16 protein-coding genes are annotated in these 25922 nt (G+C 51.2%); 4 read left to right on the top strand and 12 right to left on the bottom strand.

Annotated elements, in window-relative coordinates:
* Nucleotides 1–3 precede the first annotated feature (3 nt).
* The 8 genes from rpsL to CFREI_RS01525 all read right to left on the bottom strand — a co-directional run bounded on the left by rpsL (nt 4) and on the right by CFREI_RS01525 (nt 14509).
* Nucleotides 4–375 carry a 30S ribosomal protein S12 gene (gene rpsL / locus CFREI_RS01560; protein WP_027012648.1) on the bottom strand — a complete coding sequence of 124 codons (372 nt, stop codon included), beginning with the start codon at nt 373–375 and terminating at the stop codon, nt 4–6.
* A gap of 281 nt (nt 376–656) precedes the next feature.
* Nucleotides 657–2138: a PAS domain-containing protein gene (locus tag CFREI_RS01555; protein WP_051255928.1), complete on the bottom strand. Its 1482-nt coding sequence runs from the start codon at nt 2136–2138 to the stop codon at nt 657–659.
* A gap of 1738 nt (nt 2139–3876) precedes the next feature.
* Nucleotides 3877–7881 (bottom strand): DNA-directed RNA polymerase subunit beta', encoded by a 4005-nt coding sequence (locus tag CFREI_RS01550; RefSeq protein ID WP_027012646.1) that lies wholly within the window; start codon nt 7879–7881, stop codon nt 3877–3879.
* A 132-nt stretch (nt 7882–8013) separates the two neighbouring features.
* The gene (rpoB, locus tag CFREI_RS01545; RefSeq protein ID WP_051255927.1) at nt 8014–11514 is read right to left on the bottom strand and encodes a DNA-directed RNA polymerase subunit beta; all 3501 of its coding nucleotides are present in this window, start codon (nt 11512–11514) and stop codon (nt 8014–8016) included.
* A gap of 259 nt (nt 11515–11773) precedes the next feature.
* Nucleotides 11774–12736: a cell envelope lipid trafficking protein PgfA gene (gene pgfA, locus CFREI_RS01540; RefSeq protein ID WP_169719151.1), complete on the bottom strand. Its 963-nt coding sequence runs from the start codon at nt 12734–12736 to the stop codon at nt 11774–11776.
* A gap of 573 nt (nt 12737–13309) precedes the next feature.
* The gene (gene rplL, locus CFREI_RS01535; protein WP_027012644.1) at nt 13310–13693 is read right to left on the bottom strand and encodes a 50S ribosomal protein L7/L12; all 384 of its coding nucleotides are present in this window, start codon (nt 13691–13693) and stop codon (nt 13310–13312) included.
* A 109-nt stretch (nt 13694–13802) separates the two neighbouring features.
* Complete coding sequence (gene rplJ / locus CFREI_RS01530) at nt 13803–14321, bottom strand: 50S ribosomal protein L10 (RefSeq protein ID WP_027012643.1); 519 nt, start codon at nt 14319–14321, stop codon at nt 13803–13805.
* On the bottom strand, nt 14321–14509 hold the full coding sequence (locus CFREI_RS01525; protein ID WP_027012642.1) for a hypothetical protein: 189 nt from the start codon (nt 14507–14509) through the stop codon (nt 14321–14323). Before CFREI_RS01525 ends, rplJ begins: the two co-directional genes overlap by 1 nt.
* 180 nt (nt 14510–14689) lie before the next feature.
* Between CFREI_RS01525 and CFREI_RS01520 the strand changes: the two genes are divergently transcribed.
* Both CFREI_RS01520 and CFREI_RS01515 read left to right on the top strand, forming a co-directional pair.
* Nucleotides 14690–17356, top strand: a complete 2667-nt coding sequence (locus CFREI_RS01520) for a GNAT family N-acetyltransferase (RefSeq protein WP_027012641.1) — start codon at nt 14690–14692, stop codon at nt 17354–17356.
* Nucleotides 17353–18495 carry an acetoin utilization protein AcuC gene (locus CFREI_RS01515; RefSeq protein ID WP_027012640.1) on the top strand — a complete coding sequence of 381 codons (1143 nt, stop codon included), beginning with the start codon at nt 17353–17355 and terminating at the stop codon, nt 18493–18495. Before CFREI_RS01520 ends, CFREI_RS01515 begins: the two co-directional genes overlap by 4 nt.
* Here the strand turns inward: CFREI_RS01515 and CFREI_RS01510 are convergent.
* Nucleotides 18492–19244 carry an SDR family NAD(P)-dependent oxidoreductase gene (locus CFREI_RS01510; protein WP_027012639.1) on the bottom strand — a complete coding sequence of 251 codons (753 nt, stop codon included), beginning with the start codon at nt 19242–19244 and terminating at the stop codon, nt 18492–18494. The two genes, CFREI_RS01515 and CFREI_RS01510, sit on opposite strands and share 4 nt — an antisense overlap.
* 9 nt (nt 19245–19253) lie before the next feature.
* Nucleotides 19254–20447: an acyl-CoA dehydrogenase family protein gene (locus CFREI_RS01505; protein ID WP_027012638.1), complete on the bottom strand. Its 1194-nt coding sequence runs from the start codon at nt 20445–20447 to the stop codon at nt 19254–19256.
* A 148-nt stretch (nt 20448–20595) separates the two neighbouring features.
* Between CFREI_RS01505 and CFREI_RS01500 the strand changes: the two genes are divergently transcribed.
* The gene (locus tag CFREI_RS01500; RefSeq protein ID WP_027012637.1) at nt 20596–21162 is read left to right on the top strand and encodes a TetR/AcrR family transcriptional regulator; all 567 of its coding nucleotides are present in this window, start codon (nt 20596–20598) and stop codon (nt 21160–21162) included.
* A gap of 862 nt (nt 21163–22024) precedes the next feature.
* Nucleotides 22025–23764 (top strand): AMP-binding protein, encoded by a 1740-nt coding sequence (locus tag CFREI_RS01495; RefSeq protein ID WP_027012635.1) that lies wholly within the window; start codon nt 22025–22027, stop codon nt 23762–23764.
* Between the two features lie 74 nt (nt 23765–23838).
* On the opposite strand, the gene CFREI_RS01490 is transcribed toward CFREI_RS01495, so the two are convergent.
* Together CFREI_RS01490 and CFREI_RS01485 are read right to left on the bottom strand one after the other, a co-directional pair.
* Complete coding sequence (locus CFREI_RS01490) at nt 23839–24612, bottom strand: enoyl-CoA hydratase (protein ID WP_027012634.1); 774 nt, start codon at nt 24610–24612, stop codon at nt 23839–23841.
* Nucleotides 24613–24620: 8 nt separating this feature from the next.
* Nucleotides 24621–25793: an acetyl-CoA C-acyltransferase gene (locus tag CFREI_RS01485; protein ID WP_035112118.1), complete on the bottom strand. Its 1173-nt coding sequence runs from the start codon at nt 25791–25793 to the stop codon at nt 24621–24623.
* Between the last annotated feature and the right edge of the window lie 129 nt (nt 25794–25922).

The raw sequence follows: 25922 nt of genomic DNA, 5'->3' as shown, positions 1-25922 counted from the left end.
GAATTACTTCTCCTTCTTTGCGCCGTAACGAGAACGGGCCTGCTTACGGTCCTTCACACCCTGGGTGTCCAAAGAACCACGAATGATCTTGTAGCGAACACCCGGGAGGTCCCTTACACGGCCACCACGCACAAGCACCATGGAGTGCTCCTGCAGGTTATGGCCCTCACCTGGAATGTAAGCAGAAACCTCGATACCGGAGGTCAAACGAACACGAGCAACTTTACGGAGCGCTGAGTTCGGCTTCTTAGGGGTGGTGGTGTACACACGGGTGCACACGCCACGACGCTGAGGGGAACCCTTCAGAGCCGCGGTCTTCACCTTGGCAGTCTTATCATGGCGGCCCTTGCGGACCAGCTGCTGAATTGTGGGCATGAACCGTCTTTCTTGTGTGGTCGGTCATCCGGCCGGGGATTTACCGACCGCAATTGCTATCAACGCCCGAGACGCAAACTACATTCAGAACGCGCGAAACCCAGTCAGCCGCTCTCGCTGGCCTACCGGGGAAATTCGGGCTCCCACCATGGAGACGTGGGACTAGCTAACTACAGTACACATACATGTGTGTGAAGCAAAAATCTTCCCCCAAACCCCCAGGAAAACCATAGCAATCATGTGCCGCACCTTGTACAAGTACGACACATGATTAGTGGAGATTAGGCCGTGCGTTCCCCTGGCTCATCGGCCTCTTCGTCTGCCGAGGGTGCATCCTCGGAAGGCACATCCTTATCGACGCCCTCCTCCACTGCGCCCTCCGCAGCCTCGACCTCATCTGTGGGTTCCAATGCGCCATCCAAATCAGCGAGTTCACGAACCTGTTCGATGTAGTTCATAAGGTCGTCGGTGCTCACAGTCTTTACTTCTTTCACCTGCTCTGAAAGCGAAATAAGTTCTTTAATGGCTGCTTCAGCACCGAGGGTAGAGCTATTCACTGATTGCACAAGTTCTTTGAGGTCATCAGATTGATGATGATCAGCCATGCTCTCACGCCATCCAACCATGATTTCCAATGGGCTTTGCAGCTGAGACACCAAAGTTTCAATATCGGAGTTTACGGTGGCGGCGAGGATCGTAAGCTTTTCCGCCGTCTCCCACATGGTGAGAATATCTACATCAAGCGCATCTGCAAGCAAACGGATACCACGTTGAGCGGCACCATCAAGCTCGTCTTTTTCCGAAAGCTCATCAATAAACTGCACGACCATCGTCGTGTGGAGGCGCGCCAATGCGATAGTAAACCGTGATTGCTCAATTTGGCCGTCAAAGTCTTCAAGTTGGTCTTGCAGGTGTTCCACGCGCTCGTTAATGTCGTTACGCATTTCTGCCCACTGGCGCAGCGGTTCCAGCACCTCTTCATAATCGTCGCCGAGTTCTTCGCGCAGCTTCTCAATGTAGCCGACTATCGACGCCGTCATTTCAACGTCCCTACCAAGCCTGCGGCGCGCGCGGCGCAACATAAGTGAAAGTCGTTCTAATGGTTCCAGACCCCGCATCCACTCATCGAGTTCTCGGAACACACCATGCACATTTTCTTGCAGGTCACCAAGTTTGCCATTAGCGGTACGCCCCATTTCAATATCCGGGGTTTCCGCCTCTCGAGTAAGAACCTCCATCGGCAGGATCGCGTTCTGAAATTCCGAATAACTAGCAAAACCGGCTTCATTCACTAGCGATAGCAAATGCTCCGCGCCAGCCGCAGCCACCTCGCGTCGTGCAGTGATCGTTTCCCGAAGCTCTTCTTCATGCTTCAAGGTATTTTCGTAGATTTCAAAAACCACATCACGTACATCGATACACATAGGCCTCGAGCGCACTGATAAGTAACCACCGTTCGGCAAAGGGGTTACAGTCGCATACACGTCATATCGACTTCCATCCTTCGCCCGGTTACGGACGTACGCGCCGAACGGCTGCCCCGACTGCAACGTGGACCACATTGCGTGGAACGTGCCACCCGGCATAGCGGGATGGCGGATCACGTTGTGCGGAGCGCCCATGAGCTCCTCACTACCGTAGCGAGAAAGATCAACGAAAACCTGGTTGGCTTCCTGAATCACTCCCTTACCATCGGTCACGGAGAAGAACAGTTGATCCGCTCCAAACTCATGGAATGGCTCAGCTGCGTTCACGTTATTCATAGGTACCCTATCTCGATAATCTACACACGACTGCCGCTTTCTACTGAACAATAAATTCGTTGACTACAACTGATTTTATTAAAACGTAGCAAAGCCGACCGTCAAGATAATTCGCAATACTACATATGCTAACACAGCACATGTAGAACAAAAAGGTTGACATAACCACTTAGCTATCAACAATGCCCTTGTTCATCAAAATAATCGATAAAGAAGCGAATACGAAGCAAGTTACTTTTCCAATAAATCAACGATCAAAGATGCCCATTCTGCATTAATTAATTGGGGGGAAATAGTTAAGTATCAAATCAGCCAGAGTCGCTATAGCGTTTCTTACCTGGCAATTACCCAGGTCAACACCCCCAAGGGCAAAATGCAGCACATTCGCCAGGATATGCGGTGGCTTCACTGAAGACATCCCCCTCACCAGCACCCCCGCCCAACTCAACAATACGGCTAAAAGTTGACCTACATCACTTTCCACACAGCGAGAAAAGTTACCCCCTTTCACCCCCCTCACCTCGCCTAAAACATCCGAAATTGGGCCCAACATCGGCAATAAAAACGAGGTTTTTCCTAGTAAATCGATGGACACATAGTGACGCACACCAAAGCGTAAAGCGCAGGCTTTTGCCTAGTTTGAGAAATCTTCATCACTGGTCTTTCGTCAAGTAGGTAGTCCAGGGACGATAGCCGGAGCCTCCCCTACCATGCCGGAAGATTGCTACCTATCCAACCTCGCACTTCACTCACCTATTGCGCACTATCCGCAGGTCATTACGGCATAAATTCCATAAATCGCTTCCATATCCCAGCGATAACACTGAAGCACCAGAGCTTCCCCAGGTCAACCAAAACCAAAGGTCATGCCTCTAACATTTTGAAATAAAGTATTTCAAACATTACACGAGTCATATTACGCTTATTTAAAAGTGAATAACTCTTTGCACTCAAGATATATTTCCACCATTAGAGATACAAGTCCGCAAAAGTAAATGGCAAAATTGTGCAATAATAGCTTTCGCACATTTAAAGAATGTGACACAAATACAAAGCAAAAATATCGACCGAATTATTTCTCAAAATTTACGCCGAAGAGGATTTATATAACAAACATAAGACCCTGTCAAGGGCCTCCTATAGTATTTCTATATTTTACAATCACACTTTATGTGTTACCCAACTAAAGCATAAAGCTAAATTGCGCACATATCTAAGTAATCGCAGGTAGAAAGCATATTTTCAACCGACGGACAGCCCTTCAGGGCACACCAGTTAACTTTTTGAAGCCTTTTTAAAACCCAGGCTCTTACTGAGAATCTCTCAAGTTGTGGCCGATCTATCTTAAGGAAAGTTCCTGCCTTGGCAATCGAAGGGGGCTAAAAAGCCACTAAACTCCCAAAGAAATACTTTAGGCCCCTTGAATGAACTGGTGTTTTTCAAACTTTCAAAGGATTTCTAGTTACACATTTTAAACTAGTGTAACGCAAAGGGCATAACTTCGAACGACTTCACATATTCCCTTGTGTAAAACAGACGGATGGTTTTTCCATGTACGTTTCCCCTCCCAGACACGCTCTTATAGCGCCATACGGTCAGATACTGCCCACCCCTGGAGACATGCTGTGCTCAATCGCTGCTGAGCGTCAAGAGCAAAAAACGGCCCTTGCAAGTCTTCCCACCCACTGGGAAGGGGCTTGCAAGGGCCGTTTGTGGTTGTTGCAGACCTATTGGAAGGTTAGAAGGTTTCTTCCAATGGTACGGATGCTCCTGTGAAGTCGCCGAACGTGTCGTCGCCGTAGATGGAATCTCCATAGGTGCTTATAGAGTAAGCGGCATTCCGTGCAGTTTCCGTTGGTTTGACGGAAATATTGCGATAACGGGCAATACCCGTACCAGCAGGAATCAACTTACCGATAATCACGTTTTCTTTCAGGCCGATAAGCTTATCGGAGCGCTTGTTAATGGCGGCGTCGGTAAGCACACGGGTGGTTTCCTGGAAGGAAGCAGCAGACAGCCACGATTCGGTCGCCAGCGATGCCTTGGTAATACCCATGATTTCACTGCGAAGCTCGGCAGGTTGACCACCTGCACGAATTGCTTCGGAGTTCGCCATTTTTGCCTCCGACAAATCCACAAGCGTTCCTGGAAGAAACTCGGTGGTGCCGGATTCGATCACGGTTCCGCGACGAAGCATCTGTCGAATAATAATTTCGATGTGCTTGTCGTGGATAGCTACACCCTGGGCACGATAGACGGCCTGAACCTCATCAATCAGATGCTGTTCGACGCCGCGACGGCCCAACACTTCAAGAACATCGTGAGGGTCTGCAGGACCGCGAAGCAAACGTTCACCAACAGTTACGTGGTCGCCTTCCTGAATGGTGCGCTCAATGAAGTTACCTGGATTGGACTCCATTTCCACCTTGATCATGGCAAGGCCCTGACGCTTGGACAGCTTCTCATAGATGACATCATCCGAACCATCGTCCGGGGTGATAGTCATGGTGTAGAAGTTGCCTTCATCCTCAAGGTGAACGGTACCTGCAACAGAAGCGATCGGTGCTTTATTCTTAGGCACGCGAGCTTCGAAAAGCTCCTGAACACGCGGCAAACCACCAGTAATGTCACCGCCAACACCACCCTGGTGGAAGGTACGCATGGTCAGCTGGGTGCCAGGCTCACCGATGGACTGGGCGGCAACAATACCGACGGCTTCGCCGATATCAACCTGCTTACCAGAAGCCATAGACTTGCCGTAGCACTTTGCACACACACCCGTTGGGGTTTGGCAAGTAAGTACAGAACGCACCTTGATTTGAGTAATACCCGCATCCACCAGGGCGTCGATCTCTAATTCGCCGAGGTCAGTACCGGCAGCGAGCACGGTTTCGCCTTGTGCATCCTTAGCATCGGCAGCGAGCACACGACCAGTTACAGAGGTTTCTACCAGTCCGTGGCGAGCGTATCCAGTAACAGCACCAGTGGCGTCCTTTACCTCAACAGCTACAGGGACCTTAACACCTTGACGTGTGCCGCAGTCTTCTTCACGGACAATAACGTCTTGTGCGACGTCGACAAGACGACGGGTCAAGTAACCAGAGTCAGCGGTACGTAGCGCCGTATCGGCCAAGCCCTTACGGGAACCGTGGGAGTTATTGAAGTACTCGAGCACAGATAGGCCTTCACGGAAGGAAGTCTTAATTGGGCGGGTAATGTACTCGCCCTTGGAGTTCACAACCATGCCCTTCATACCGGCCAAGGTCCAGATCTGGCGCATATTACCTGCGGCACCAGACTTCACGATCATTGGGATCGGATTGTCATCTGGGTACAGTTCCTCAACGGCTTTACCCACGGTGTCGGTGGCATCTTTCCACAGCTCAACCAAACGGTCATAGCGTTCACGTGGTGTCAATGCACCCATAATCCAGTACTTGCGTTCGATTTCACGCGCTTCTGCTTCGTAGCGGTCAAGGATCTCTTCCTTGTTTGGCAAGACGATAACGTCGGACATAGTAATGGTCACACCAGAACGCGTTGCCCAGTAGAAGCCAGCGTCCTTCATCTTGTCCATGGTTTGCGCCACTGTGATCATTGGGTAGCGTGCCGAAAGGTCGGTAATCACATCACCAAGCATGATCTTGTCAGAGCCACCGCCCTTACGCACCATTACACCTTCAAGGTATGGATAGCTCCAAGGCAGCAATTCATTAAACATAATGCGGCCAAGCGTGGTGTCTGCAACCCAGGTATCACCCTTATTCCAACCGTCTGGGAATTGCTCAGCTTCAATTTCCACAGTTGGTCGCAGGTGAGAAATGCGCACCTTAATTGGTGCTTGCAAGCCCAATACGCCACGGTCATAGGCCATGATTGCCTCTGCAAAGGACGAGTACATACCCTTAGCCGGACCGTGCTCATCAGCAGGTTTATAGGCACCTTGGCCACCGAACTCATCCGGACCCTTTTCCAGGGTTAGGAAGTACAAACCGGTAACCATGTCCAAACGTGGCATAGCAAGTGGCTTGCCGGACGCTGGAGACAAAATGTTATTGGAAGCGAGCATAAGAATACGCGCTTCTGCCTGAGCCTCCGCAGACAGCGGAAGGTGAACAGCCATCTGGTCACCGTCGAAGTCAGCGTTAAACGCTTCACAGGCAAGCGGATGCAGCTGGATTGCTTTACCTTCGACCAACACTGGTTCGAATGCTTGAATACCCAAGCGGTGCAGCGTAGGTGCACGGTTCAGCATCACTGGGTGCTCTGCAATGGCTTCTTCCAATACGTCCCAAACTTCTGGGCGTTGGCGTTCCACCATGCGCTTTGCAGACTTAATGTTCTGCGCATATTCGTTTTCCACAAGGCGTTTCATTACAAATGGCTTAAATAGCTCCAAAGCCATAAGCTTTGGCAAACCACATTCATGAAGACGCAACTGCGGACCAACAATAATTACGGAACGGCCAGAGTAATCGACACGCTTACCCAGCAAGTTTTGACGGAAACGGCCCTGCTTACCCTTAAGCAGATCGCTCAAAGACTTCAGCGGACGGTTGCCCGGACCAGTAACAGGGCGGCCGCGACGTCCATTATCAAAGAGAGCGTCAACGGATTCCTGCAACATGCGCTTTTCATTGTTCACAATGATCTCAGGCGCGCCGAGCTCGATCATGCGCTTTAAGCGGTTATTGCGGTTAATTACGCGACGGTACAGGTCATTTAGATCCGAAGTAGCAAAGCGGCCACCGTCAAGCTGGACCATTGGGCGAAGTTCTGGTGGAATGACCGGAATGCAGTCCAGGACCATACCCGCTGGATCATTGCCAGAGCGTTGGAAAGCCGCAACGACCTTTAAGCGCTTGAGGGCACGCATCTTCTTTTGGCCCTTGCCCTCATTAATAATGCTGCGAAGCTCTTCTGCTTCAGCATCGAGGTCAAAATTGCGGATCAGGGTTTGGATGGCTTCCGCCCCCATGCCGCCAGTGAAATAATCCTCGTAGCGATCTACTAGCTCGGAGTAGATGGTCTCATCGACGATCATTTGCTTCGGCGCAAGCTTGACAAACGTGTTCCAAATTTCGTCCAAGCGATCGATTTCGCGTTGGGCGCGTTCACGAATGTGCTGCATTTCTTTATCGGCAGCATTTTGCACCTTACGGCGAGCATCGGCCTTTGCGCCGGCTGCTTCCAGCTCGGCAAGATCTTCTTCCAGCTTTTGGGCACGGTCGGCGAGCTCGGATTCGGCGTCGGCTTCAACATCTTTTTTCTCTAGGAGCATTTCTGCTTCCAGAGTGGTTAGGTCATTATGCCGGGCCTCTTCATCAACGCCGGTAATAATGTTTGCGGCGAAGTAAATAATGCGCTCAAGGTCCTTTGGCGCAAGGTCCAGAAGGTATCCCAAACGGGAGGGCACGCCCTTGAAGTACCAAATATGGGTGACCGGTGCAGCCAATTCAATATGGCCCATGCGTTCACGACGAACCTTGGACTTAGTGACTTCCACGCCACAGCGTTCACAAATAATGCCCTTATAGCGGACACGCTTGTATTTACCACAAGCACATTCCCAGTCCCGAGTGGGGCCGAAAATACGCTCACAGAACAAGCCGTCCTTTTCTGGCTTGAGTGTGCGGTAATTAATTGTCTCCGGCTTTTTTACCTCGCCTTTAGACCAACGACGGATATCGTCAGCGGTGGCTAGGCCAATACGGAGCTCGTCAAAGTAGTTGACGTCGAGCACGATTTTCCCTTATTTGTTGAAGGTTTTTAAGAACTATGTGTGTATATTCGCCCGGCTTTTCGACGCCCACCCCAGCCGCAGCTTAGTGCAACTTGGGGTGGCGTGGCGTCGAAAAGCGCAGACCTTGAGCTCTTAAGCGATATCGGCGTCAGAGCGCTCGTCGCGGGACAGGTTGATGCCCAGCGAGGCCCCAGCCTGATCGAACTCGTCATCGTCGGAAGTGCCCAATTCCATTGGGGTGCCATCAGCAGAAAGAACTTCAACATTCAAGCACAATGACTGAAGCTCCTTAAGCAGCACCTTAAAGGACTCAGGAATACCCGGATCCGGAATATTTTCACCCTTCACAATGGCTTCATACACCTTGACACGACCAACCACGTCATCGGATTTAATGGTCAGCAATTCCTGCAGTGTGTAGGCCGCACCATACGCCTGCATAGCCCACACTTCCATTTCACCGAAACGCTGACCACCGAACTGCGCCTTACCACCAAGCGGCTGCTGCGTAATCATGGAGTACGGACCAGTAGAACGAGCGTGAATCTTCTCATCCACCAAGTGGTGCAGCTTCAAGATGTACATATAACCAATGGACACTGGGTATGGGAATGGTTCACCAGAACGACCATCGATCAGTTTGGCCTTACCATCGCCATCTACCAGCACATCTCCGTCCCGGTTTGGACGTGAATTAGCAAGCAGACCAGCAAGTTCTTCATTGGTAGCACCGTCGAAGACCGGAGTTGCGGTCAATGAACCAGCTGGGACGTCGTACAGCTCCTCCGGAAGCATGTCCATAAGGCCCTGCATCTCCGGATTTTCAGTATCAATCTTCCAACCCGCTGCAGCCAACCAGCCAAGGTGAACTTCCAATACCTGACCAATATTCATACGACGCGGCACACCGTGCGTATTTAAAATAATGTCCACTGGGGTGCCATCTGGCAGGAATGGCATATCCTCCTGCGGCAGAATCTTGCCTACAACGCCCTTATTACCGTGACGACCAGCGAGCTTATCGCCGTCCTGGATCTTGCGCTTTTGCGCAACATAGACGCGAATCATTTCATTAACGCCAGGGGGCAGATCATCTTCCTCATCGCGTGAGAAACGACGAACGCCAATCACCTTACCGGTTTCACCGTGAGGAACCTTCATAGAAGTGTCACGCACTTCACGGGCCTTTTCACCAAAGATTGCGCGAAGTAGACGCTCCTCAGGGGTCAATTCAGTTTCACCCTTTGGTGTGACCTTACCGACCAGAATGTCACCATCACGAACATCCGCACCAATGCGAACAATACCGCGATCATCCAGATCCTTAAGGACTTCCTCAGAGACATTCGGAATTTCCCGAGTGATCTCTTCCGCACCAAGCTTGGTTTCGCGGGCGTCAATCTCATGCTCCTCGATATGAATCGAGGTGAGAATGTCCTCTTCCACAAGGCGCTGATTCAGAATAATCGCGTCCTCGTAGTTATGGCCTTCCCACGGCATAAACGCAACCAAAAGGTTACGGCCAAGTGCCATTTCACCATTAGCGGTACCTGGACCATCAGCAATAACCTGGCCCGCTTCAACGCGATCTCCCACATCAACCAGTGGTTTTTGGTTATAGCACGTACCTTGGTTGGTGCGTTGGAATTTCCGCAGCATATAGGTGTCACGGATGCCATCATCACCCATAATGGTAATGAAATCAGCACATACGTTTTCTACAGCACCAGTCTTCTTGGCGATCACCAAATCACCGGCATCGTAGGCGGCACGCAATTCCATACCCGTACCAACATAAGGAGCTTCGGAGCGCACCAGTGGTACCGCCTGACGCTGCATGTTCGCACCCATAAGGGCACGGTTTGCGTCGTCATGCTCAAGGAACGGAATCATGGCAGTTGCCACAGACACCATTTGGCGAGGCGAAATATCCATGTACTCAATGCGAGAAGAATCAACGACCTCAATGTCGCCGCCCTTCATACGCACTACAACACGTTCTTCGGTGATATTGCCGTCTTTGTCATACGGCGTATTCGCCTGGGCCACTACATAGCGATCTTCCTCATCAGCTGTGAGGTAATCGATCTGATCAGTGAGCTTGCCGTTTTCAACCTTACGGTATGGGGTTTCAATAAAACCGAACGGATTTACCCGAGCATAGGAAGAAAGCGAACCAATCAGACCAATGTTCGGTCCTTCCGGTGTTTCAATCGGGCACATACGGCCATAGTGGGATGGGTGAACGTCACGAACCTCAATGCCAGCGCGCTCACGGGAAAGACCACCAGGACCCAACGCGGAAAGACGGCGCTTGTGGGTCAGGCCAGACAGTGAGTTATTTTGGTCCATAAACTGCGATAATTGCGAGGTACCAAAGAACTCACGGATCGCGGCAGATACTGGGCGAACGTTAATCAGCGAGGTGGGAGTGATCGACTCCGCATCCTGCGTGGTCATGCGTTCGCGAACCACACGCTCCATGCGAGAAAGCCCGACACGAACCTGGTTTTGAATTAGTTCGCCAACGGTGCGTAGACGACGATTACCAAAGTGGTCAATATCATCAACTTCTACTGGAATGGTATCGCCGGTAGGCGACGTCATCGTGGTTTCACCAGCGTGCAAGCGAACGAGATACTCGATGGAAGTGGCAATGTCTTCCTCAGTGAGCACCATAAGGCCCTCACGGTCACCACCGAGACCAAGTTTCCTATTGATCTTATAACGACCAACCTTCGCCAGGTCATAGCGCTTCGCGCGGAAGAAACTATTATCCAGCAATGATTGCGCAAGGTCGCGGGTAGGTTGTTCGCCGGGCCGCTGCTTGCGATAAATCTCTAATAGTGCTTCATCTGTATTTGCCACGCCATCAGCTTCAAGCGTGGACATCATAATTTCAGAGAAGCCAAAACGCTTGACAATATCTTCAGTTGTCCAGCCAAGCGCCTTGAGCAGCACAGTAACAGGCTGACGGCGCTTCCGGTCGATACGCACACCAACGGTGTCACGCTTATCGACGTCGAACTCCAGCCAGGCACCACGGGAAGGGATGACCTTAACTGAATGCAGCGGCCGCTCGGTGGACTTATCAATAGCTTGATCGAAGTACACACCAGGTGAGCGAACCAGCTGAGAAACAACAACACGTTCCGTGCCATTGACAATAAATGTGCCCTTATCCGTCATCATTGGGAAATCGCCAATGAAGACAGTCTGGGACTTAATTTCACCCGTTTCGTTATTGATAAACTCCGCAGTCACATAAAGCGGAGCTGAGTAGTTGATGTCCTTTTCTTTGCACTCATCAATAGAGTTCTTTACGTCTTCGAAGCGAGGCTCCGAAAGCGAAAGGGACATATTTCCGGAATAGTCTTGAATCGGGGACAGTTCCTCAAGGATATCCTCAAGGCCACTAGTAACCCGCGTACCCTCGGCCGCTTCGGCCTTCATACGCTCACGCCATTCAGGCGTGCCGATAAGCCATGCAAAAGACTCCAGTTGTAGGTCGAGTAAACCCGGAACCTCGATCGGCTCCGTAATCTTAGCGAATGAGTATCGCTGCGGAGCTCCGGGGATTTCGGCCACTGACTTGGTCTGGCGGGAGACTGCCAAGATGCGTCCTTCCAGCACCTCACGCGGACAAAACGACAACCCTAAAAGTGGGTAAGGTCACCGTTCGACCGCTGATTTGTTGAGCATTCGGTCTGCTTTAGGAACCCACGTGCCTCAGATAGCGCTAAAGGACCTTGTCAAGTCGGTTTTTTATACCCCTCTGATCAAGGTCTAATACACAAACGTGGACACAGATTCCAGCGCAACAAATCAGCCTATACCAAACCACAGTAGATGTAAAGGTAACGGGGTGGGAGGAACTTAGCAGACCGTCAGGTTACGAATGCAACTTCCGCCGCATTTTCTTAGGTTTTGAACCTCTTGTATCCCACAAACCGAACACACCTACAGCGCCAAAGAGCAGCAACACTCCCCCAAGGGCCGTGGCTACATACAGTGCTATTCGCCAACCAAAACCATTCGAGACATTCCCAACCGCCATAGCCAATGCCTGTACCGAATCCTCAGTACCAGCCCCATTGAACACCATGACCGGCTGGCGCTCTTCACCTTCCTCCGTGCCATAAAAATCATTAATGCTTTCGTGCACATCCAACACGACTCCGGTCGCTTGGTCAACCATGTATTTTCGCTCGGCTTTATGGTAGAGGAACATCGGAGTAAGAGAACCATCCTCTTCTGCGAACTCAAATTCGGGATCGCTACCAACCTTTGTAGCGGGCACTTTCTGCACAAACACATCAGCCTCCCGGCCGAACACATCTACGGATTCAGTCTTTTGGGCAGGGAAGGCCTTTCGCAAGGTCGCATCAAAAACTTTTACCTCCTCGGAGGTAGGAAACTTCACCCACACCCCCTCAAGCGGCACATTAGTTACCGGCTCCGCAGGCGAAAAAGCAACCGCCGCATCCCCGATTGCTTCTCCCGAATCCCGATCCATCCGATAACTCCATACCTCCGCCCCAATCAAACGCTCCACATCAGGCTTCTTATTCTCGCGCAAAGTTGTGGTTCCCACCCGAACAGTCACCGAAGTATCATCTGAAGGCTCCATAAGCTCAACGTGAATCTGCTTTGTCACCGCCGTCTCCAAAGCACCCTCCTCCTCAGGGTGAGGCACCGTTGCTTTGGCATCACGCAACGTCAATGTTGTAGCAGGAAAATCCAACGGCAGCCGACCATCTGGCGCCAACCAACGGGGAGCCCCCAAGCCAACAATAAGCAGAGCAACACCGAGGCCTACAAGAAGCGCTGAGACAATTCTGGATTTGGGCAGCATGGGGGACATTTTAGCCGGAAGCCCAAACGATCGTGGCTATTAGTCTGATGACCAGCTCCAAAAAGTGCTGATGATCTCTAAATTCCCCTGGCGCTGGATAAAAATAAACTAAAGCAATAGTTAAGATCTAATAATATATGAACTTGCCCCTGGAAGGTTGGGCTGGTTTTCAGAATTTTGGGGGTGGGCTTTCGAGAGGTCCCGGACCGGGCAACCGGTTTCCGGGGTTTTGATAGGGCCACCCTATCAAACTAGTAATGTTTTTATCCCTACTGTCGCAGATTCCATAAAATCGCCTGAAAAAATGGAATTTGTGACAGCAACCCATGTTGTACACAACTGTTGACCTGGGGTTTGTCGCAGATTCCATAAAAACAGCGAAAAAAATGGAATTTGTGACAGGTTCCCTACCTATCGTGTCGCAGATTCCATAAAATCCGCCGAAAAAATGGAATCTGTGACAACACGCCCAACCAGGCTAAAAAAGACCAAGCACCTCCCACCCAGCCCCAAAACCAAAACCCCCGCCTGCTAGAGCAAACGGGGGAAAATACGCATTGATTGCGCAATGTTTTACTTGAGGGAAACCTTAGCGCCAGCTTCTTCGAGCTTGGTCTTGGCGGCTTCAGCATCGTCCTTGGAAGCACCTTCGATGATGGCCTTAGGAGCGGACTCAACGAGCTCCTTGGCTTCCTTCAGGCCGAGACCGGAAACGATCTCACGTACGACCTTAATAACGCCAATCTTCTTAGCGCCTGCATCTTCGAGAACAACGTCGAATTCGTCCTTCTCTTCAGCTGCAGGAGCGTCGCCTACTGCACCTGGAGCAGCAACAGCTACTGGAGCAGCAGCGGTTACGTCGAAGGTCTCTTCGAAGAGCTTGCGGAACTCGGAAGCCTCGATAAGGGTCATTTCCTTGAAAGCTTCAATGAGCTCTTCAGGGGTTAGCTTAGCCATGGTGGCAATCCTTTCAGTTTTTCTGGGATATACATCCAGCTGGTACCAATTGGTTTGGCCAGTTGGGTGGTTCCCAAAGTTTGGGGTTTAGCAAGAGTTGCAGGTGGGGTTATTCGCCCTGCAGTTTTTCTTCATAAGCAGCGAATAGTCGAGCCAGCTGGGAAGCGTGGGCGTCGAACAGACCTGCAGTGTTTGCCAAGCTGCCATTAATGGCACCAGCAATCTTCGCGAACGTGGTTTCGCGGTTGTCCATCTCAGCGATGGCTTCAACCTGCTCAGCGGTCAGGAAGTTGCCGTCCATGTAGCCACCCTTGACCACAAAAGCCTTGTTATCCTGGCCGAATTTCTTCATGGCCTTAGCAGCATCAACTGCTTCGCCGCGAATAAATGCAATAGCGGTTGGGCCATTCAGGATAGGATCAAGACCTTCAATGCCGGCTTGCTCTGCAGCCAGCTTGATCATGGTGTTCTTGGCGACGGAGTAGGTGACATCACCACCGAGGGCCCGACGTAGCTCAGTGGTTTGAGCTACAGAAAGACCACGGTATTCGGTCAGCACAACAGCGTCAGTGGCCTCAAATTGTTCTTTGAGTTCTGCCACAGCAGCAATGTTCTTTGCGTTTGCCATTACTTCGCCTCCTTCCTCATAAACGTATCGTGTTGATCCGCCGAGGCAATTGCTTGAATGCTTGTAGCATGCAAAACAAATGCCCCGTGCAAGAGCACAGGGCGCAACACATACATATATGGGTTTGCTCCAAGTCCTCCTGCGTGGGCTGCTTCCGTCTTAGCGCGGATTCCTTCGGCCTTGCACATCTACAAGGCAACCGACGGTCTTCGGTGAAACTTGATATTGGCACGTGGCCGTTCAAACTTCGATGAGTGAACCTACCGTATTGTTTGCCCGAAACACAAATCAGCCCTCGTCAAAAGTAATCTAAATCACTATACTAGGCGCTTACTCAGTGCTATCACATTGCGGAGTTTGGAGGCTGTATGGCGGTACCACAGGTGCATTACGGTTCGGACTGGGATGCGGATGTAGTTATGGCGGATGGAAGCATTGCGGTATTGCGGCCAGCTCGACCTTCGGACCGCCAGGGGTTTATTGATTTTTATTCTCGAGTATCAGATCAGTCAAAATACTTGCGCTTTTTCTCCGCGCACCCAACACTAAGTGACGAAGATTTAAATTCGTGGTTGGATATTGATTATTTTGACCAGGTAACTCTTGTGCTGTGTTTGCATGAGGATATTGTGGCCACCGCGCATTATCGGGTACTTGATGCGTTTTTGCCGGACCGCGTCGCTGATGTTTCGTTCCTTGTGCAGGATAGCTTTCAAGGCAAGGGTGCTGCGAATATTCTTTTGGAGCATCTTGCGGAGGTTGGGCGGGAAAACAAGGTGTCACGATTTTTCGCAGAGATGCTTACCCAGAATCGGGCAATGGTTCAGGTATTTGTGCGCGCAGGGTACGAGGTAAAACCACAGCTTGAAGACGGTTTTATTAGCGTAGACTTCGCCATTAGTCCAACCGAACGCTCATTTGACGTGATGCAGCAGCGGGAACGTAAGTCGGAGGCGGCGTCGATACGCAGATTATTACACCCCCAATCTGTCGCAATTGTTGGCGATCTTGCACGGTTACGCACTATTGTTCCGCAGCTTGTCGACGCCCCATTCCAAGGCAGTCTACATATTGTTGCCGCGCCCCAGTCAGAACCGCACCGCGCCGCTGAAGACCTGAAATCTATTCCCGGAACCATTGATTTGGTCATTGTTCAATATGACGCAAATAAACTTTCCAGTTTGCTCGCCGCAGCAGCAGAAAAGAATGCGCATGGGATATTAGTTCTTGCTCGTGGGCAGAATCCCTCACTATCCCATAAGGAGCAGATGGATTTTGTTTCTGAAGCCCGCACCCACGGTTTGCGTGCCTTAGGGCCTGCCGCGCTAGGGCTAATTAATACACAAAATTCTGTTCGATTAAACGCTTCTCCTGCCCAGTGCCCTTTAGCCGGGCATACCGGAGTTTTTACGCAGTCGGCGGGTGTGGCAACACTTGTACTTTCTCGAGCAATCGAACGCGGTTGTGGAATTAGTTCTTTTATTGCAACGGGGGCGTTCGCAGATGTCACCGCTAATGATGTAATCCAATATTGGATCGATGATAAAAACACGTCGATTTGCTTGCTTTCCCTCGACGCTATAGGAAACCCTCGAAAATTCTTCCGAGTGTTACGGCGTCTTGCATTAGAAAAGCATGTTGTGGTGTTTACCCCCTCCCGGGCATTGCATTCCGCCCATCAGACACCTGGCGAATCTATAGATCCACGCCCAGCAGCCCCTTCAGTAGCGCTTGATAAGGTTATCAACCACACTGGCGCAATTGTGGTTTCCCGTCGTGACACCATGTATGACATTGCACAAATCCTCGCGCGTCAACCCAGCCCACAAGGCGACCGAGTTGCGGTAATTTCCAATTCCGCCGGTTTAAGCGAGCAAATGTCTCAAGCTGCGATTCGCTTTGGACTGACCCCAACCCCTATAACAGTTCACGAAGACCCCGTACCAGCCATTCTGCAAGCAACTCAAAGGTGCATCGAAGACCCAAATATTGATGCCGTAGTCACCGCAGCCGTAGAAATCGGCGATCCAATACTTCAACCCACATACGCTGGTTTAAGCCAATTAGCCGCCGACAATACATCCACTACGCTTCTTGGAGTATTTGTAGGCTTTCAGCCAATACATCCAAATACTGGCTCAGAAACTCAAGGGCAACTTCCAGTTTTTGATGCCTATGCAGATGCACTCGAAGCTCTTTCCTTGATAGTGCACAACCAAAATACTTGTGGTGCCCCTGAAGCCGCTGATATCCCTGATGAGCAACCCCCTAGCGGCAATACAAAAGCCGTACAAACCATTATTGACCACATACTGGTACAAGCCCCAGAAGGCCGATGGGCCGACGACTCGGAAACCGGCGAAATCCTTGCGGCCTATGGCATTTCTCTTATCCCTTGGCAGCCAGCAACCACTCTGGAAGAAGCTTTAGCCTCCGCAGAGAAATTCGGCTGGAATATTGTGTTAAAAGCAACCGCCGATCCGGTTCGCGGCCGCCCGGAACTTTCCACCGTATATCGAAATATTTCTACCCCACAAGAATTGGAAAACGCCTGGCACCGCCTTGGTGAAACCGCCGTGGAACTCGGACTGGCAAGCACCCCAGACCCCCAGGTACTGCTGCCTGTAGTGCAGCCAACGGTTGCATCGGGGGTGTCGTTAAGCATTCAGGCTCTGGAAGATGCGGTCTTAGGCCCCATGATTTCAGTAGGCGTATCCGGTGTAAGTTCGGACCTTCTTTCAGATCGTTCGTGGCGTGCAGCACCAGTTGCACGCGTGGAAGCCCAGGGCATGTTAGCTGAACTCCGTGCCGCGCCACTATTTCATGGGTACCGTGGTACCCGCCCGGCGCGCCTTGATTCAGTTGAAACACTAATTATGCAAATAGCCCGGCTCAAAGATGACATTCCCCAAATTGTAGAAGTGGAATTAACTCCAGTTATTGCTGCGGCAAGCGCCACATATATTGTGGGCGCACGACTGAGAATTGCCCCTTTGCCACAGTACAGGGACCCGTTAGCTAGGTCAGTTTCATGAAGCCGCTACTGATTCATCATGAAGATTTAGAGCACTATAGTTTTGGCGCACGACACCCTATGGGTCCTGATCGTGTGCGTTTTACCATGCACTTAGCACAGTATTTTGGGGTTCTTGATAGTTTTGAAATTGTTGAACCGCCACCGGCAAGCGATGCACTGCTCCGACTCATTCATACGCCTGAATATATTGCGGCACTGCATAGTGGAAAACCCGCACCTGAGTTCGGGATTGGTACCGCCGATAATCCCCTGGTTCCATCACTGCCTTATATTGCATCACGGATTGTGGCGGGAACCGTAGCAGCGGCACAAGCAGTATGGTCCGGGCGAGTAAAGCGCGCAGTAAATATTGCTGGTGGTCTCCACCATGCGCAGTCGAATAATCTTTCTGGTTTTTGCATGTTTAATGATGCTGCGGTTGCTATTCAATGGTTGCTTAACCACGGCGCGCGTCGTATAGCGTATATCGACCTTGATGCCCACCACGGCGACGGCGTAGAACAAATGTTCTGGAATGACCCTAGGGTAGTAACATTATCTGTACATGAATCTGGGCTGTATTTATTTCCGGGCACCGGCCATGCAGGGGATATTGGCGGCCCCGAAGCATTAGGTACCGCCATCAATGTGGCTTTAGAAACACAGGTCACAGATATTGAGTGGTTGCGGGCAGTGCACAGTATTATTCCGGCGATCCTGCAGCGATTCCGGCCTGAAATTATTATTAGCCAGCACGGTGCCGACCCCCACTACGCGGATCCTCTTACCCACTTGCGGATTTCATCCGACGCACTTGCAATTGCGTATCGTTCCCTGGCCAAGTGGGCTGATCGTTTTGCATTTGGGCGTTGGATTGCCCTTGGAGGCGGCGGCTATCAGCGGGATTCTGTAGCCCGAATTTGGACGCAAGTACTTGCGGCTGTAGCAGGAGTTGAAGTAAGCCCGCAGGCATTACTCCCTACCAATTGGGAACGCTTGGTTGGTTGCCGTGCATCCAAAACTCTTGGCGATACCGACGCCGCGCACCGCCTTGCCGCATTCGACCCCGGCCATGTTATGACACATGATGCGGACCCATCGATGGTCGCAACATCCAAAGCAGTATTCCCCTATTGGGGCTTAGTGCCCTTCCGCTAGCGAGGCCCCATTCGGAGCGCCCCATCCAAGCGTATTGTTTCGCCATTGAGATAGTCGTTTTCAATAATCGACTGCGCTAGTTTCCCATACTCTTCTGGATAAGCCATACGCTGCGGAAACAGCACCCGTTGCTCAAGTTCTTGACGCACATGATCAGGCATAGCCGCCATCATTGGAGTATTCACTACACCTGGGGCAATTGCGCATACCCGAATCCCCTGAGCCGCTAAATCCCGCGCTGCCGTTAATGTCAGGGCATGCACGCCACCTTTCGAAGACGAATATGCTGCCTGCCCAATTTGCCCTTCGAACGCAGCAACGGAAGCCGTCAGAATAACGACGCCCCGCTGACCGTCATTATCTACCGGGTCCAACGCCGCCATAGCTTCCGCAGCATACGTGAGAACGTGGAAAGTTCCAATAAGATTAATTCCGATCACCTTTGCGAAAAACTCTGGATCGTGTGTCCCCTTTCGGCCAATAATTCGCATGCTTGGCGCAATACCAGCGCACGCGATCGCATACCGCAATTCCCCAAGGTTCGAGGCTTGTGCAATAGCACTCTTGACCTGCGCAGGATCCGTAACATCAGTACGTATATAGTGCACGCCTTCGATTGTTTCCTCGGGAACTTGCAAATCCGCACCCACAACGGAAATCCCTTGGCTTACTAATTGCCGAGCGGTTTGTGCCCCAAGGCCAGATGCCGCACCACTAATAAATGCCACGTGATTACTTTGAAGTTTCATTGCAATTCCTTATACAAATGCGGACATTCCAGTAATGGCCCGACCAACAATCAATGAGTTCACCTCATACGTGCCCTCATAGGTGTAGAGAATTTCTGTATCTGCTAGGAGCTTAGAAAGTTCATGCTCTGTAAGAATCCCATTGCCACCACCAATATTGCGGCCAACCTGCGCAGATTCACGCGCCAAACGAGTCCCGGTCGCCTTCACTAACGCCGCATGTGGCATATCAAAATCTCCGCGTTCCTGCAGGTAAGCGATCTGCACCATCATGCCCAAAGTGGCGGTAGCATTGCCTAAAATCCGGGAAAGTTGCTCTTGTACAAGCTGAAATTTGGCGATCGGACGCCCAAATTGCTCTCGGCTAATGGCATAGGCACGGGCCCGATCAAAAATAGCTAATTGCACACCAGCGGCCTGCCACCCCACCCAAGCCCGAGAATTCCGCAACATTACATTTGTGGCGGCGAACGACGCCGCGCCAGGAATAAGGTTTTCTGCGGGTATTTGCACATGATCAAACACCAAATCCGCATTCTGCATAATACGCAAACCCATTTTTCGGGCGATCTTTGTTTTAGTGACGCCAGGGCGATCCAATTCCACAATAAAGCCCTTAATCTGCTGGTCCGCAATGTCCCGAGCAAAAACAATTGCGAAATCAGCAAATGTGCCGCCACCGATCCACCGCTTAGCCCCATGAATCACCCACCCTTGCTCACCACGTTCTGCAGTGGTCGCCAAACCACCGGCAATATCCGAACCGTGATCTGGTTCTGTCAGGGCAAAACACCCAATGTTTTGGAATTGCCGTAACCCCGGCAACCACTTTTCTTTCTGCTGCTCAGAACCAAGCTGGTCAAGCAAATCCACAACCAACTCATTGTGAATCCCCACCAATGCTGAAAGCGAAACATCCGCCCTGGTGACCTCGGCATAGGCTAGGCCTTTAAACAACCGGCTCGCGCCAGAAAATTCCAATTCGCCTAGCCCATATTCGGCGAGTCGCGGTAGGAGTTCATGCGGGAATTCTTCTTTATCCCAATATTCCCCAACCACAGGGCGAATTTCGGTTTGCAGGAACGAATGCAGTGAGGCCAATCTGGATTGCTCTTGATCACTCAGTAGGTGTGCCGCATGAAGAATATCTGCGTCTGGAAATTTCACCTCGGATAGGAGTTGTGGATCGGTGGGGCTTAGCATATGGTTCTCACTTCCTTCCCAAAAGTGACCTAGACCACACAGTACGGTTCTTTACCACATAGTACAGTCTCACCCATTTCTATGGAAGACTTATAGGCAAACCATCAAAAGAAATCCACCCACACAGCACCCCCCACAAAGGAGTAGCGTGCACACACCCCTAACCAGCCGGCAACAGGAACTCCTCCAAGCCTTACGGGCAAAATTTCTGGAAACAGGGTTCGCCGATTTCACAATCGATTCCGCCTGTAAAACCTTCCACTGTTCGAAATCAACAATCTATGCCCTGGGCAAATCCCGCGATGAAATCATCCAAAAGATCGTTAAAGACTTTTTTCGGGAAATCGCCACACATACCGAAGCATCGCTCGCCGGACACCACACTGCACAAGCCGGCCTAGAGGCATATTTCCACGCCATTTCAGAATCGCTTCAATCCGCATCGCCACAGTTCATGACAGATCTTGCCAATGAGCAAGTCTCTAGCGAAATCTACGCAACCAATACTCACGCTGCCATAAAGCGAATGCTGGAACTGCTACAACACGGGGTTGATAATGGCGAATTTAGGCCATTACCCGCCGAATTCCTGGCCAGCCTCATTGAAACCACAATGAGCCAAATTCAACAAGGACACTATGCACATGCACTACCCGTAGCAGACACCTATAAAGAGCTCGGCGAGCTGGTAATTTACGGCATCCACAAACGCTAAATGTGAACCACTCTCCGTTTGCCGAACGCTTTGATAGGCCTGCGGGATATTGGGCTGATTTTGGTAGCTTGGCTGCGATTTGGCCTTAAGGGGCCCGTGTGACTGGCTCAAGGAGCCAGCGTGACTGGCCGGGTTTGGTTGTGTACAACTGGCGACCTGGGATTTGGTTGGGGTTTGTGGGGGGCGCTTGGTCTTTTCGGGCGCTGGTTGGGTGCTGGTTGGGCGTGTTGTCACAGATTCCATTTTTTCGGCCGATTTTATGGAATCTGCGACACGATAGGTAGGGAACCTGTCACAGATTCCATTATTTTTCGTTGTTTTTCGTTGTTTTTATGGAATCTGCGACAAACCCCAGGTCAACGATTGCGCGCAACATGGGTTGCTGTCACAAATTCCATTTTTTCGGCGGATTTTATGGAATCTGCGACACTCAGTATGAAAACATATCTAGTTTAATAGGGTGGACCTATCAAACCTCCGGGTAGCCAACTCACCCCCCCCGGGAAAGCCTAGCCCACACCCCAGGAAACCAGCCAACCTGCCCGGAAATCCTGGACAATTAGTCCGCACCCACAGCAATCAGCCATCCCAAACACACCCGAACCAACATCCCCGCCAAACCTGAATAATCTGGAGCAAAAACCAGCCCACCCCCTCCTGGGACAGGTTTATAAAGTACCCACTTTTAGGGGTGCCCTATTCCCCAAATGAACATTTGCATATAGTTTCGTGCCCACTAGGTTCTTCACTGCGACCCACATCACAATTTCTTAAAAGTATGCTGTGGCGCATAGTCCTAGCTGTTAATCCATGCACGCACCCGCTGGTCCCGCAAGCGCGCACCGGTTTGAAAAGGAGCACTATGAGCAACCCCAATCCCACCACCGCCGCCTTCTTAGCTGCCCGAGACCAGCTACTTGAGTTCCGGGAAGACTACGCCACTGCAGTAGATTCTTTCGAATGGCCAAGATTCGAATATTTTAACTTCGCGCTCGATTGGTTTGATTATCTAGGCAATCACCCAGACTCGCGGGACCGCGAAGCTTTGGTGATTTCCGAAATGGATGGTAGTGACACCCGGCGCACCTTCCATCAGCTTTCCCGACGATCAAATCAATTAGCGAACTGGCTTATCGAACAGGGCGTACAACGCGGCGACCGCATTATGCTCATGCTTAATAACCAAGTGGAGCTGTGGGAGACCATGCTCGCCTGCATTAAAGCAGGTTTTGTTATTAATCCAGCCACCGCAATGCTCGGCTCCGCAGACCTGAACGATCGCACCCAACGTGCCCAGGTTTCGTGGGTAGTTGCTGGAGCCGATGACGCAGAAAAATTCCAACAAGTCGAAGGTACATTCACGGTAATCCAGGTTGGCGATGAGCCTTTTACCCAAGATGCACACCCAAACCTGCGCTATTCTGATTCCCTACAGGCCCCTGAAGAGTTTGTGCCAACCCAACCAACGCGCGCAGATGAAACCCTACTTCTCTACTTCACTTCCGGTACTACGTCCAAAGCAAAGCTAGTAGAACATACACACACTTCATATCCTGTTGGACATCTCTCCACTATGTATTGGATCGGACTTACACCCGGTGACGTCCACTTGAACGTAGCCGCTCCTGGATGGGCAAAACACGCCTGGTCAAACTTTTTCGCACCTTGGATTGCAGGAGCTACGGTGTTTCTCTACAACTACGCGCGTTTTGACGCCGTGGCCCTTATGGAAAAAATGTCCAGTGAAGGAGTTACCAGTTTTTGCGCACCGCCGACAGTATGGCGCATGCTGGCTCAAGCAGATCTAAACCGACTGAAAAACCCGCCTACCAAAGTGGTAGCTGCCGGGGAACCACTTAATCCTGAACTTATTTCCACAGTGGAACGTGCTTGGAACACCACTATTCGTGACGGTTTTGGCCAAACTGAATCCACCGTTCAAACCGCTAACACTCCTGGCCAAAAGGTAAAACCGGGTTCGATGGGACGCCCACTACCCGGCTATGATGTAGTGCTTATTGATCCAGCCACTGATGAAATTGGCGACACGGGTGAGATATGCCTTCGTTTAGACCCCCGACCAGTCGGTCTCACCCCTGGCTACTACGGCGACCCGGAGAAAAACTCCGAAATCTTCCGTGATGGTTTCTACCACACCGGCGATATTGCCGAACGGGACGAAGACGGGTACCTCACCTATATCGGCAGATCTGACGATGTTTTTAAGGCTTCCGATTACCGCTTATCCCCTTTCGAGCTGGAATCCGCAGTGATCGAGCACCCAGCCGTGGCTGAAGTAGCAGTGGTGCCCTCTCCAGATCCGATTCGCCTCGCTGTCCCAAAGGCGTATATTGCTCTGGCCCCTGGCTGGGACCCCACAGCAGAAACCGCAGAGGCAATCCTTAAACACTGCCGCGACACCCTAGCTCCCTATAAACGTATCCGCCGCCTGGAGTTTTTTGAACTCCCGAAAACAGTTTCCGGTAAAATTCGCCGGGTCGATTTAAGGAAACGCGAAACGGAAATTCACAACGTTGATCAAGGCGCCACCACAGCTGGCACCGAATACGCCGACACCGACTTCGCCACGCTCAAAGGCTAATATTTACTCTTATCAGCCAAAACGAAACCCCGAATTTGAAGGAATTCCAGACTCGGGGTTTTGTTTCGTGTTTTTTATTCGTTCGTAAACTTCGGCTCTCGCTTTTCCACAAAAGCCGCCATACCCTCTTTTTGATCATGGGTAGCAAATACCGAATGAAACACTCGTCGCTCAAACACAATGCCTTGGCTCAAGGTGGTTTCATATGCCGCATTAATGGTCTCTTTCACCATTTGAGCTGCGATATTTGGCTTAGCAGCAATGATCTCAGCTACGTGGAATACTTCCTGTTCAAAAGTTTCGGTGGGTATTACACGGGCGACCAGCCCGGATTGCAATGCTTCCGTTGCATCCATCATGCGCCCGGTAAGGCACATCTCCATGGCTTTCGATTTCCCGATCGCGCGGGTAAGGCGCTGCGAGCCACCCATACCTGGCAATACTCCCAAATTAATTTCTGGTTGCCCGAACTTTGCGGTCTCCGACGCCAAAATAAAATCACACATCATTGCGAGTTCACAACCACCGCCTAAGGCATACCCCGACACCGCAGCGATTATGGGTTTCCGCACACGTGTCAATTCATCCCATGTGGAAAACCAATTCGATCGATACATATCACTCATGGAACTATCGGCCATTTCTTTAATGTCTGCACCAGCGGCAAAGGCCTTTTCAGAGCCGATAATCACAATGCATCCAATATCAAGATTCTGATCGAATGCTTTTGCACATGACGTGACTTCCATCATCGTTACGAAGTTCAGAGCATTGAGTGCCTTTGGACGATTGAGCCGAATAATCCCAACACGCCCTTCAACGCTGCTCACAATGTTTTCATAGCTCATATTTCCTCCTAGTCATCTGTAATTTTCGCAAGCAATAATGCCTCACCCTGGCCGCCACCGCCACACAAGGCAACCCCAGCGCGACGTCCACAAACTGCGGAAAGTTGATGCGCCATATGAACAACAAGGCGCGCGCCCGAAGCTCCGATCGGGTGCCCAAGCGCAATCGCTCCCCCATGCGAATTCACATCTTCCGGACGGATACCCAATGCCTGAGCTGAATGCACAACGACTGCCACAAAAGCTTCATTGATTTCTACAAAATCCAGCTCAGCAGCGCTCCATCCTTCGCGCTTAAGAGCGACAACCAAGGCGTCGGCCGGCTGCTGCTGCAATGAGGCATCTGGGCCCGCCGTTTGCCCAACCGAGCACAGGGTAGCCATCTCACGCCAACCAAACTGCTTTGCGACGCCCCGGGTAGTCAACACCACCGCCGCTGCACCATCAGTAATTGGCGAAGAATTCCCAGCGGTAATTGTCCCGTCTTGGGCAAACACCGGGCGAAGTTTCGAAAGAGTCTCTAGGGTGGAATCGGGTCGAATCCCTTCATCTGACACAATGTCACCCACAGGGACAACTTCATCGCGGAATACACCATTCGCCCACGCCTCCGCAGCACGCTGGTGCGACCGAGCGGCACATTCGTCCTGTGCAGTACGCGTTACCGGATAGCGATCAGCAAACTTTTCCGTCAATTCCCCCATAGAAATCCGCAGATCAGCAGCCATCAATCCATCATGAGCCATATGATCCACAGCGCTAATATCACCGAACTTACAAACCCGACGCACATCCGAAAGCAAATGCGGTGCATTACTCATAGATTCCATCCCCCCAGCCACCACGACCTGAGCCTCACCACTACGAAGGAGGCGTGCGGCGTCGATAATCGCAGTAAGCCCAGAAAGACAAACCTTATTTACCGTAGATGTGTGTGCACGGGGAGAAATACCAGCACCAAGCGCCGCCTGCTTTGCTGGATTCTGCCCAGCCCCGGCCTGCAACACCTGGCCAAGAATTACAGCATCGACAAAGTGCGGATCAATATCACCAAGTGCACCGCGAATAGCCACCGCCCCCAAATCAACAGCAGAATAACCAGCAAGCTGCCCTAGCAATCTTCCATGAGGCGTCCGCGCGGCACCAACAATCACAATATCCAAATCCGATGGAGCACGAATATTCACAACACCTCCCAGTGAGTACACTTTTACCAGCTATCGTACTGGATAAGATCAGACCGCCGCCACAAAAGTCCCAAAGAACACATCGACCTCAATGGAGAAGCAGGCTTATTTATTTAGAAAACC

The sequence above is a fragment of the Corynebacterium freiburgense genome, assembly GCF_030408815.1.
GTDB lineage: Bacteria > Actinomycetota > Actinomycetes > Mycobacteriales > Mycobacteriaceae > Corynebacterium > Corynebacterium freiburgense.
Note: the sequence above shows the minus strand (reverse complement) of the source record. Positions and strands in the feature narration are given on the sequence as shown.

Coding starts and splice junctions, on each gene's coding strand:
- rplJ (WP_027012643.1), bottom strand. CDS start 14,321: ATGGCAAACGCAAAGAACATTGCTGCTGTGGCAGAACTCAAAGAACAA.
- CFREI_RS01510 (WP_027012639.1), bottom strand. CDS start 19,244: ATGAAACTTCAAAGTAATCACGTGGCATTTATTAGTGGTGCGGCATCT.
- CFREI_RS01520 (WP_027012641.1), top strand. CDS start 14,690: ATGGCGGTACCACAGGTGCATTACGGTTCGGACTGGGATGCGGATGTA.
- rplL (WP_027012644.1), bottom strand. CDS start 13,693: ATGGCTAAGCTAACCCCTGAAGAGCTCATTGAAGCTTTCAAGGAAATG.
- CFREI_RS01495 (WP_027012635.1), top strand. CDS start 22,025: ATGAGCAACCCCAATCCCACCACCGCCGCCTTCTTAGCTGCCCGAGAC.
- CFREI_RS01555 (WP_051255928.1), bottom strand. CDS start 2,138: ATGAATAACGTGAACGCAGCTGAGCCATTCCATGAGTTTGGAGCGGAT.
- CFREI_RS01525 (WP_027012642.1), bottom strand. CDS start 14,509: ATGTGCAAGGCCGAAGGAATCCGCGCTAAGACGGAAGCAGCCCACGCA.
- rpsL (WP_027012648.1), bottom strand. CDS start 375: ATGCCCACAATTCAGCAGCTGGTCCGCAAGGGCCGCCATGATAAGACT.
- CFREI_RS01505 (WP_027012638.1), bottom strand. CDS start 20,447: ATGCTAAGCCCCACCGATCCACAACTCCTATCCGAGGTGAAATTTCCA.
- CFREI_RS01490 (WP_027012634.1), bottom strand. CDS start 24,612: ATGAGCTATGAAAACATTGTGAGCAGCGTTGAAGGGCGTGTTGGGATT.
- pgfA (WP_169719151.1), bottom strand. CDS start 12,736: ATGCTGCCCAAATCCAGAATTGTCTCAGCGCTTCTTGTAGGCCTCGGT.
- CFREI_RS01515 (WP_027012640.1), top strand. CDS start 17,353: ATGAAGCCGCTACTGATTCATCATGAAGATTTAGAGCACTATAGTTTT.